General features: G+C 45.7%; 8 protein-coding genes and 4 tRNA genes. All 12 read right to left on the bottom strand.

All coding sequences use genetic code 11. The features are described 5' to 3' along the window. On the bottom strand, positions 1-216 hold a 216-nt coding region (locus A28LD_RS12180; RefSeq protein WP_007420305.1), incomplete at its 3' end, for a GTP-binding protein. Between the two features lie 111 nt (positions 217-327). Further along, positions 328-403 (bottom strand) — tRNA-Thr (locus A28LD_RS10285). A 15-nt stretch (positions 404-418) separates the two neighbouring features. Then, positions 419-493, bottom strand: a tRNA-Gly gene (locus A28LD_RS10280). A gap of 39 nt (positions 494-532) precedes the next feature. After that, positions 533-617 (bottom strand) — tRNA-Tyr (locus tag A28LD_RS10275). Between the two features lie 20 nt (positions 618-637). Beyond that, positions 638-713: transfer RNA gene (locus tag A28LD_RS10270), tRNA-Thr, on the bottom strand. 221 nt (positions 714-934) lie between these two features. After that, positions 935-2,233, bottom strand: coding sequence for an adenylosuccinate synthase (locus A28LD_RS10265; protein WP_040487312.1), 1,299 nt, complete (start codon positions 2,231-2,233; stop codon positions 935-937). Between the two features lie 124 nt (positions 2,234-2,357). Continuing rightward, entirely contained in the window at positions 2,358-3,518 is a 1,161-nt protein-coding gene (locus A28LD_RS10260; RefSeq protein WP_007421019.1) for an aminotransferase class V-fold PLP-dependent enzyme, read from the bottom strand. 174 nt (positions 3,519-3,692) lie between these two features. Continuing rightward, positions 3,693-4,580, bottom strand: a complete 888-nt coding sequence (hflC, locus tag A28LD_RS10255) for a protease modulator HflC (RefSeq protein ID WP_007421018.1) — start codon at positions 4,578-4,580, stop codon at positions 3,693-3,695. Between the two features lie 3 nt (positions 4,581-4,583). Then, positions 4,584-5,768: an FtsH protease activity modulator HflK gene (hflK, locus tag A28LD_RS10250; protein WP_007421017.1), complete on the bottom strand. Its 1,185-nt coding sequence runs from the start codon at positions 5,766-5,768 to the stop codon at positions 4,584-4,586. A 43-nt stretch (positions 5,769-5,811) separates the two neighbouring features. Next, positions 5,812-7,095: a ribosome rescue GTPase HflX gene (gene hflX / locus A28LD_RS10245; protein WP_007421016.1), complete on the bottom strand. Its 1,284-nt coding sequence runs from the start codon at positions 7,093-7,095 to the stop codon at positions 5,812-5,814. 35 nt (positions 7,096-7,130) lie between these two features. After that, positions 7,131-7,382 (bottom strand): RNA chaperone Hfq, encoded by a 252-nt coding sequence (gene hfq / locus A28LD_RS10240; protein WP_007421015.1) that lies wholly within the window; start codon positions 7,380-7,382, stop codon positions 7,131-7,133. Positions 7,383-7,598: 216 nt separating this feature from the next. Next, the gene (gene miaA, locus A28LD_RS10235) at positions 7,599-8,588 is read right to left on the bottom strand and encodes a tRNA (adenosine(37)-N6)-dimethylallyltransferase MiaA (protein ID WP_007421014.1); all 990 of its coding nucleotides are present in this window, start codon (positions 8,586-8,588) and stop codon (positions 7,599-7,601) included. Positions 8,589-8,646: the final 58 nt, after the last annotated feature.

The raw sequence follows: 8,646 nt of genomic DNA, 5'->3' as shown, positions 1-8,646 counted from the left end.
TGTATCGTATTCTACGTGTGAAGTAGAGATGGTGATACCACGCGCTTTTTCTTCTGGCGCGTTATCGATTTGTGCGAAGTCACGAGCAGAGCCACCGTAGTGTTTCGCTAGGACAGATGTAATGGCCGCAGTCAGAGTAGTTTTACCGTGGTCAACGTGACCGATAGTACCTACGTTTACGTGCGGCTTAGAACGTTCAAACTTTGCTTTAGCCATAACAGCCTCTCTTTCGAAACGCGCGGCGGACAATGTTCGCCAGTGCTTCATGATGTTTAAAATAAATGTTTTTAACGATTAGGGGAGGTTTTCTTAAAACTGAACATCAACTGGTGCTGATAGGCGGATTTGAACCGCCGACCTCACCCTTACCAAGGGTGCGCTCTACCGACTGAGCTATATCAGCAACACAAATTTGATATGGAGCGGGTGGCGGGAATCGAACCCGCGTCATCAGCTTGGAAGGCTGAGGTAATAGCCATTATACGACACCCGCGATCAGATTCAGGGCTACCTCGGACCTAATCAGAAAAAATGGTGGAGGGGGCAGGATTCGAACCTGCGAAGGCTGAGCCGTCAGATTTACAGTCTGATCCCTTTGGCCACTCGGGAACCCCTCCACGAGTTTTTTTCTAAAAAATGGTGCCGGCAGAGAGAGTCGAACTCCCGACCTACTGATTACAAGTCAGTTGCTCTACCAGCTGAGCTATGCCGGCGCCACCGTTTAGGTGGAGCGCATTCTAGGGGATCGATTAGGGTCTTGCAACCACATATGCGCATTTTTTTTGTTTTTTTTATCTGACTGCTTAATTTTTAAGACATTAGCTTAAAAAAACATCTTAATTAGAGCGTTCTTCAAGCAAGAGGCACAAATAAATATTTATTTGTGCCTCTTGCTGATTCTCAGGACATTTTCAATTGTTAAGCTATTTTTCGGTTAGGCGCCAAACGGATGTTTTAACACAATCGTTTCCGCTCGGTCTGGCCCAGTGGAAATAATATCCACAGGGACGCCCAGAAGCGTTTCTAAGCGCTTGATATAGGCAACCGCAGCACTTGGCAGCTGTGAATGTTCAGTAGCCCCCTCAGTACGCTCATCCCACCCTGGCATAGTTTCATAAACTGGCTCAACCATTTCATAGTCTTCTGCCGCCATAGGTGGCAAATCAGCAATACTGCCATCTGGCATTTTATAGCCGACGCAAATTTTTAATTCTTTTAAGCCATCAAGTACATCAAGTTTAGTTAAACACAAACCACTGATTGAGTTAATTTGCACAGCACGGCGCATAGCCACTGCATCAAACCAACCTGTTCTGCGTTTGCGCCCAGTAGTAGCGCCAAATTCATGGCCCTTCACTCCAAGATACTCACCTACTTCACAATCAAGTTCAGTTGGGAACGGGCCGGAACCAACACGTGTAGTATAAGCTTTCACGATTCCCAAAACATAATCGAGATAACGTGGCCCAAAACCTGCGCCTGTAGCAACGCCACCTGCAGTGGTGTTCGATGATGTTACATAAGGGTAGGTACCATGGTCGATATCTAACAATGTACCTTGCGCACCTTCAAACATAATGGCTTTGCCTTCTCGGCGTGCTTTATCGAGCAACCCAGGCACATCAGCAATCAGCGGTTTTAATACTTTTGCTATTTCTAAACAGTAAGCGAGTACATCTTCAACAGACACCGGTTCTTGCTTGAAGTATTGAGTTAACACGAAATTGTGCAGCTCCATAGTTTCTGCAAGCTTTTCTGCTAACCGTTCTGGATGAAATAAATCGCCCAAGCGAATAGCACGGCGAGCTACCTTATCTTCGTAGGCCGGGCCAATGCCACGGCCCGTGGTGCCAATAGCCTTTTTGCCACGAGCAACTTCTCGCGCCTGATCTAACGCAATGTGATAAGGCAGGATTAACGGGCAGGCTTCACTGATAAGTAACCGCTCGCGCACTGGAATACCGCGCTCTTCAAGCATGCTTACTTCTTTCATCAACGCTTCTGGTGACAGCACTACGCCATTACCAATTACGCAGGTTACGTTATCGCGCAAGATTCCCGAAGGAATCAGGTGCAATACCGTTTTTTCACCATTAATTACGAGTGTATGACCTGCATTATGACCACCTTGATAACGCACTACGTAAGTGGCTTTATCAGTTAGCAGATCAACGATTTTTCCCTTGCCTTCGTCACCCCATTGGGTGCCAAGAATAACGACGTTTTTACTCATGATAGTTTTTAGTTCACACGTTGGATGTATAGACGCTGGTATGGCGGTGGATTGAGCGGGGATTCTAGCAGAAAGCCCCGCTTTTGCAGAGTGATTTTTAAACACAAGGCTAAATTTTAGCAGCTTAACCGCGTATTTTCTGGAAATCACTTGGGTTTTGGTAAAGCGCAAAGCCAAATCGCAAACGATTGTTCCGATAATCGGTAGCAACGCCCTGTTCGCGTAATCTATCCGCAAGTTCCTCTACAGCTTCAGCTGATTCTAATAAGAATGTAAAAAAATGGCCGTGCTGAACTGCCTCAACGTTTTCAGCTAACAACAAATTCTGACGATTCAGTTGTGCATGGTTCAGTGTATCAATATGGTTTAGAAATGCTTTTTGCAACTTAGTTATGTAAGCATGCCGAGTTGCTGTATTTAGCTCTTCCTGTTGCCATAATTTAAACACTGCATTTAATCTATACAGCGCACTAAAATCCATTGTGGCGCCCGCAAAGCGCATACCATCCTCACTATAGTTCACCACACCTTTCTGTTCTTTTGCCAGGCCGGAGAAATTAGCAAACCAACCTGTATATTCAGGCCTCAACCTGCAACCCTGAGGCACCACAGCAAAGCACATACCTTCGCCACCTTGGGCGTATTTATATGCACCCGCTAAGTAAAAAATTCGATGTTCATAAGGCGCCCAATCGGTTTCCAGCGCACAAAAGCCATGATAACCGTCCACCACTATCATGGTTTTTTCATCTTGCACAAATTCTAGCCATTGCTTTGGCTCTGGTGCAACAATGCCGCTGTTGTAGAATACTTGGCTAATGAAAATCAAATCCCACGATTGCTTCGCAACCGCAGCATGCCAACGTTCGGCGAAGTTATACACTGGTTCGCATGGCACACATTCAAGGGTTACATTTCCGCGCTCTAGAATACGGCGGCTTTGCCGATTAAAGCTATGGAATTCACCGTCAGTGGTAAGTATGGTTAATGGCTCCGCAGCTGAGAAAACGCTTAACAGGCGATAAACCAACTCATGAGTATTCGGGGCAAACACAATTTGATCAGGGTTTGCTAAATTGAGCTCATCGGCAATGTTCTTTTGCAACTCTGGCACTTTTTCAGTGAATAGATAACCCCATTTTTCATCTGCAAACCTCGCTGAATCATCCCAATAGGCTAGTTGAGCCTCTCGAGTTATATCAGGCCAGTAATAGTGGCTATGGGGTGCGCAATGAAGTAATCCCGGACGCGCATTTAAAAAGTGCTGATATAGATGTTGATACATAAAATTCTCGTCGTTTTATTAGCAACTAAATTTAACGGCTTTAAAGTCAAACTAAGTATTCAGATTAACCGAACCAAAATCAATTAAGAAGCAATAACCCAGATTTTATAACGGGCAAAAGAAACGGGAGCCTAAGCTCCCGTTCTAATATCAACCCAATTTCAATCGGCAACCTTAGTTAGCCTGAATATCCATTTGGTTAAAGTATTTGAAGAAATCGCTATCTGGGCTTAATACAAGCACGCTATCGCCATCTCCAAAACTTGCTGTGTAAGCTTCTAAGCTTCGAATAAAGGCAAAGAACTCTGGATCGCGCCCATAAGTTTCCGCATAAATGCGAGCTGCTTCAGCATCACCTTCACCTCGAATCTGCCGTGCTTCCCGATCTGCATCAGCAAGCATTACGGTAACCCGTGCATCAATATCAGCACGAATAATCTCGGCTTGCTCACGACCTTCAGAACGATGCTCTCGCGCTACTGCGTTACGCTCTGCACGCATACGTTCATAAATCGCTGTGCTCACTTCAGTTGGTAAGTTGATCTGCTTAACCCGCACATCCAACACCTGAATACCCAAATCGTTTGAGCTTTCTGAAGCTTGAATCAACGCCTGCTCCATTAATTCATCACGCTCACCAGAAACGATGTCACGGATAGTTCGCGAACCAAACTCAGCCCGAAGGCCTGCATTAATTCGGCGCATCAATAGCTGTTCAGCTTGAATTTGATTACCACCACCGGTAGAAAGATAATATTTTGAAAAATCTTCGATACGCCATTTTACAAAGGCATCAACGATTAAATCTTTCTTTTCACTGGTAATGAAACGGTCAGCTTGTCCATCTAGTGTTTTAATCCGAGCATCAAGCTTGATAATCCGTTCAATGAACGGCAGCTTGAAATGCAAGCCTGGATTATAAACAACGGCTACGCCTTGCTCATCTTGTGCCACTTTACCGAAGCGAATCACGATTCCGCGCTCACCCTCAGCTACTGTGAACAAAGAAGAGTAGCCCAGCAACGCGAGGATAATGACGATAATTATCGTTAGGTTTCTCATTGCTTAGTTCCCTCCCCGTGGGGTGAATCGATTGCTAGTTCGGCTAGTATCTTGCTGGCTCGAACTCTGATTCGATGAGCTTTGTCCATTTTGACCGGAATTTGCTGGCAAAATAGGCGCTTGCGGACGAACAGCACGCGAATTATGTTGCTCTAAAATCTTATCGAGTGGCAAGTACATCATTTGATTACCGCCCTCTACATCAATAAAGATTTTCGCGTTATTTGCATAAATCTTCTCTAGCGTTTCCAAGAAAATACGCTGACGCGTAACTTCTGGAGCCGCTTGATATTGTGGCAACAATTCGTTGAAACGAGATACTTCACCTTGCGCACGTAAAACCATTTGCTCTTTATAAGCTTGGGCTTCTTGTTGCAAGCGGCGCACTCGACCACGAGCTGTTGGCTCAATTTCCCGAGCATAAGCTTCGGCTTCACGAACGAACCGTTCCTGATCTTCTTGCGCTCGGATGGCATCATCAAAAGCATCGCGCACTTCTTCAGGGGGCCGTGCCCCTTGGAAGTTAACATCGATAACCGTAATACCCAAACCGTAACGCTCAGTTAACTGATCGATAATTCCCCAGGTTTGCTGACGAACTTCTTCACGACCGACGGTAAGAATATTATCCATGGTGTTATGGCCGATCACGTAGCGTAATGCACTATCCGTTACTTGCGATAAGCTAGAATCAGGTGCTTCTACGTTAAAGAGATACGATCTCGGATTCATCACCCGGTACTGAACCGCAAGTTCAACACGAACCACGTTCTCATCTTCAGTAAGCATGAAACCGGCTGTTTGTTGTGAGCGAACATTGTTCACATCAACGTTTTCAACTTCATCAATAAACACTGGGCGCCAATGCAAACCAGAGCCTACCTCAGAGTGATATGCGCCAAAACGGAGCACAACGCCACGTTCAGCCTCGTTTACTGTATAGAAACCGGCAATAAACCACACGAGTACAACCAAAAACAGCGCAATACCTACCGCTTTTTTTGGCACCCCAGCTGATCCACCACCACTATTGCCCTGGCCGCCTTTACCGCCGCCAAGACCCAATTTACCCATAAGGCTTCGCAAAGCTTCATCAAGATCAGGTGGGCCCTGATCACGACCGCCCTGAGGTTTATTGCCCCAAGGATCTTTATCTTTGCCGCCATTTCCCGGTTGATTCCAGGCCATTGATTACTCCAACAAATACATTGTTATCGAAAACATATTAAAATTAACACAAGCTTCGTGTTAATTGCTCACCAAATTGTTTCAGTAAACGCTGCCACTCTACGACAGGAACACGGACAGATACTAACACATCTCCATCGTCCTGTGGGCGTTCATCTGTAACACATTGTAACTCGTATAAACTACTACGCAATTTACCTTGATTTGGCCCCAACCTTAGTTCTTCAATCATTAATTTCGGCACTAGTATCTCATGCAGTGCTTCCCTTAACAGATCGATACCTTCGCCGGTTTGCGCAGATAGCCAAACTTCTTTTGGCTTACCATCATCATCGCGAACAATGCGAGGTTGCAAATCAGGAACCAAATCTAGCTTGTTCATTACCAATAATTGTGGCACTTCACTAGCCGCTATTTCCGTAAGCACCTTATCTACTTCATGCTGGTTATCCAGCATTCTCTCATCATGGCAATCCATAACGTGCAGTAGTAATTCCGCATCTCGGGTTTCTTGTAAGGTTGCTTTAAATGCAGCAACGAGATCGTGCGGTAAATGGCGAATAAAGCCAACCGTATCGGCAAATATTAACGAACCTACATCCGGCAATTCATATTTACGTAATGTTGGATCAAGCGTTGCAAACAACTGATCTGCCGCATAAACATCGGAATCAGTAAGCCGGTTAAATAACGTAGATTTGCCTGCGTTGGTGTATCCAACCAAAGCAATTGTGGGAATTTCAGCTCGCTGCCTTGAGCGCCGGCCTTGTTCACGCTGCTTCGATACTTTCTCAAGCCGCGCCAAAATATTCTTAATGCGCCCACGAATCAGGCGGCGGTCGGTTTCCAACTGCGTTTCACCCGGGCCGCGCAACCCTATACCACCTTTTTGGCGTTCTAAGTGAGTCCAACCACGAATTAAGCGTGTGGAAATGTGCCGCAACTGAGCTAGCTCAACCTGAAGTTTACCTTCATGCGTTCGCGCCCGCTGAGCAAATATATCAAGTATTAAACCGGTTCTATCTAACACCCGGCATTTCACTTCACGCTCAATATTTCGCTCTTGAGATGGCGAAAGTGAATGATTGAATATCACAATCTCTGCGCCCGTGGCTTCCACCATTGCCGCAACTTCTTCAGTTTTACCTGAGCCAATAAATAGCCTTGCATCTGGCGCGTGCCTGGAAGTGGTAATAACCGAAACCGCTTCAACGCCTGCAGAAGACACTAATAACTTTAACTCTTCGAGATCTTCCCGTGCTGATTCATTAGAAAATTCAACATGAACCAACACGGCCTGCTCGCCACCTTCATACCGCTCAAACAAGCAAGCCGCTCCTTCATTGTTCCTAAATGAACAATTTAATCGTTTTCGTTTTCATCCTGCCCAACTTGCGGCGGATACTGACTTGGTGTCCGCGCTGGCACAACAGTTGAAATCGCATGTTTATAAACCATCTGGCTTACCGTATTTTTTAGCAACACCACAAATTGATCAAATGATTCAACTTGGCCTTGCAGCTTAATACCGTTCACAAGATAAATAGAGACCGGAATTCTTTCACGACGCAGTGCGTTCAAAAAAGGGTCTTGTAATGTTTGCCCCTTCGCCATAGTTGGCTCCTTTGTTTTATTAGTATTGTTGCGGGTGCCACTGCTATTTTTACTTTGCTATCCCTCGGTACACCTATGTTTGCCACGAGCAATAAGCTCTATGAACTTAAACATAAACTTAGTGTAGCAACAAAATTCAATTTTAGTCTAAATTGATCTTGGGCTTTTTTTCGGGTTTTCAAGAGCTTTTCAAAAATAAGCATGAAACAAACGCGGTTAATCGTGCTGTTTTAGCCATTTTTCTGGTGCCAGTGGCTCTTTGCTTAGTGCATTTAGAGCTTGTGTTAAATAATCTTCGCTGAGCGAATCAACCCACGTTAATCCGGGCCAAGAACGTAACCAAGTAATTTGCCGTTTAGCCAGTTGGCGGGTAGCAATTACAGCTCTTTCTTGCATTTCCTCAGCACTTAACTTACCGAGCAAATGCAACCACATCTGCCGATAGCCAACCGAGCGCATTGATGGTAAATCTAAATGTAGATCTCCACGCGCTTGCAGCTTTATCACTTCATTTGTAAAGCCAGCATCTAGCATTAACTGAAATCGTTTTTCAATACGCTGATGCAAGATTTTACGATCAACCGGGGCCACGGCGATTTGCCAAGTGGGTAACGATAAGCCAGGCCGCTGAGTGCGGGTTAACTCTGTTATTGTTTGCCCAGTTACTTGATAAACCTCCAATGCACGAAGCAGACGCTGAGGATCATTCGGGTGGATACGCGCGCCCGCAACTGGGTCGATTACGCACAGTTCATGGTGCAACACCGTCCATCCCTCCTTCTCCGCTCGCTGCTGCAGTGCTTCGCGTATGCTCGCATCAGCGGCAGGCAATTCTGATAAGCCTGCGAGCAAAGCCCGGAAATAGAGCATAGTACCGCCCACGAGCAAGGGGATTTTGCCCCGAGCTCGAATATCTTCAATTAGCGCCAAGGCATCACTTCGAAAATCAGCTGCCGAATAAATCTCAGCGGGATCGCGAATATCAATCAGATGATGCGGGCATATCGCTAATTCTTCTGGAGTAGGTTTGGCGGTTCCAATATCCATATCACGATAGATGAGAGCTGAATCAACACTCACCAACTCTACCGGAAGCAACTTGGCCAATGCCATTGCCAAAGCAGTTTTACCCGCCGCGGTTGGCCCACTTAGGCAAACTATTCCCTGCTTCAAATGCACTGTTAACGCTGCTAAATCAACGCTCATTCTATTTCCTTTCCAACATCAAGGGCGCTGCGCCAATTCAGCGGTTGCAAGAAATGTT

Source organism: Idiomarina sp. A28L (assembly GCF_000218785.1).
Lineage (GTDB): Bacteria > Pseudomonadota > Gammaproteobacteria > Enterobacterales > Alteromonadaceae > Aliidiomarina.
This window is presented reverse-complemented; position numbering and strand designations above follow the sequence as displayed.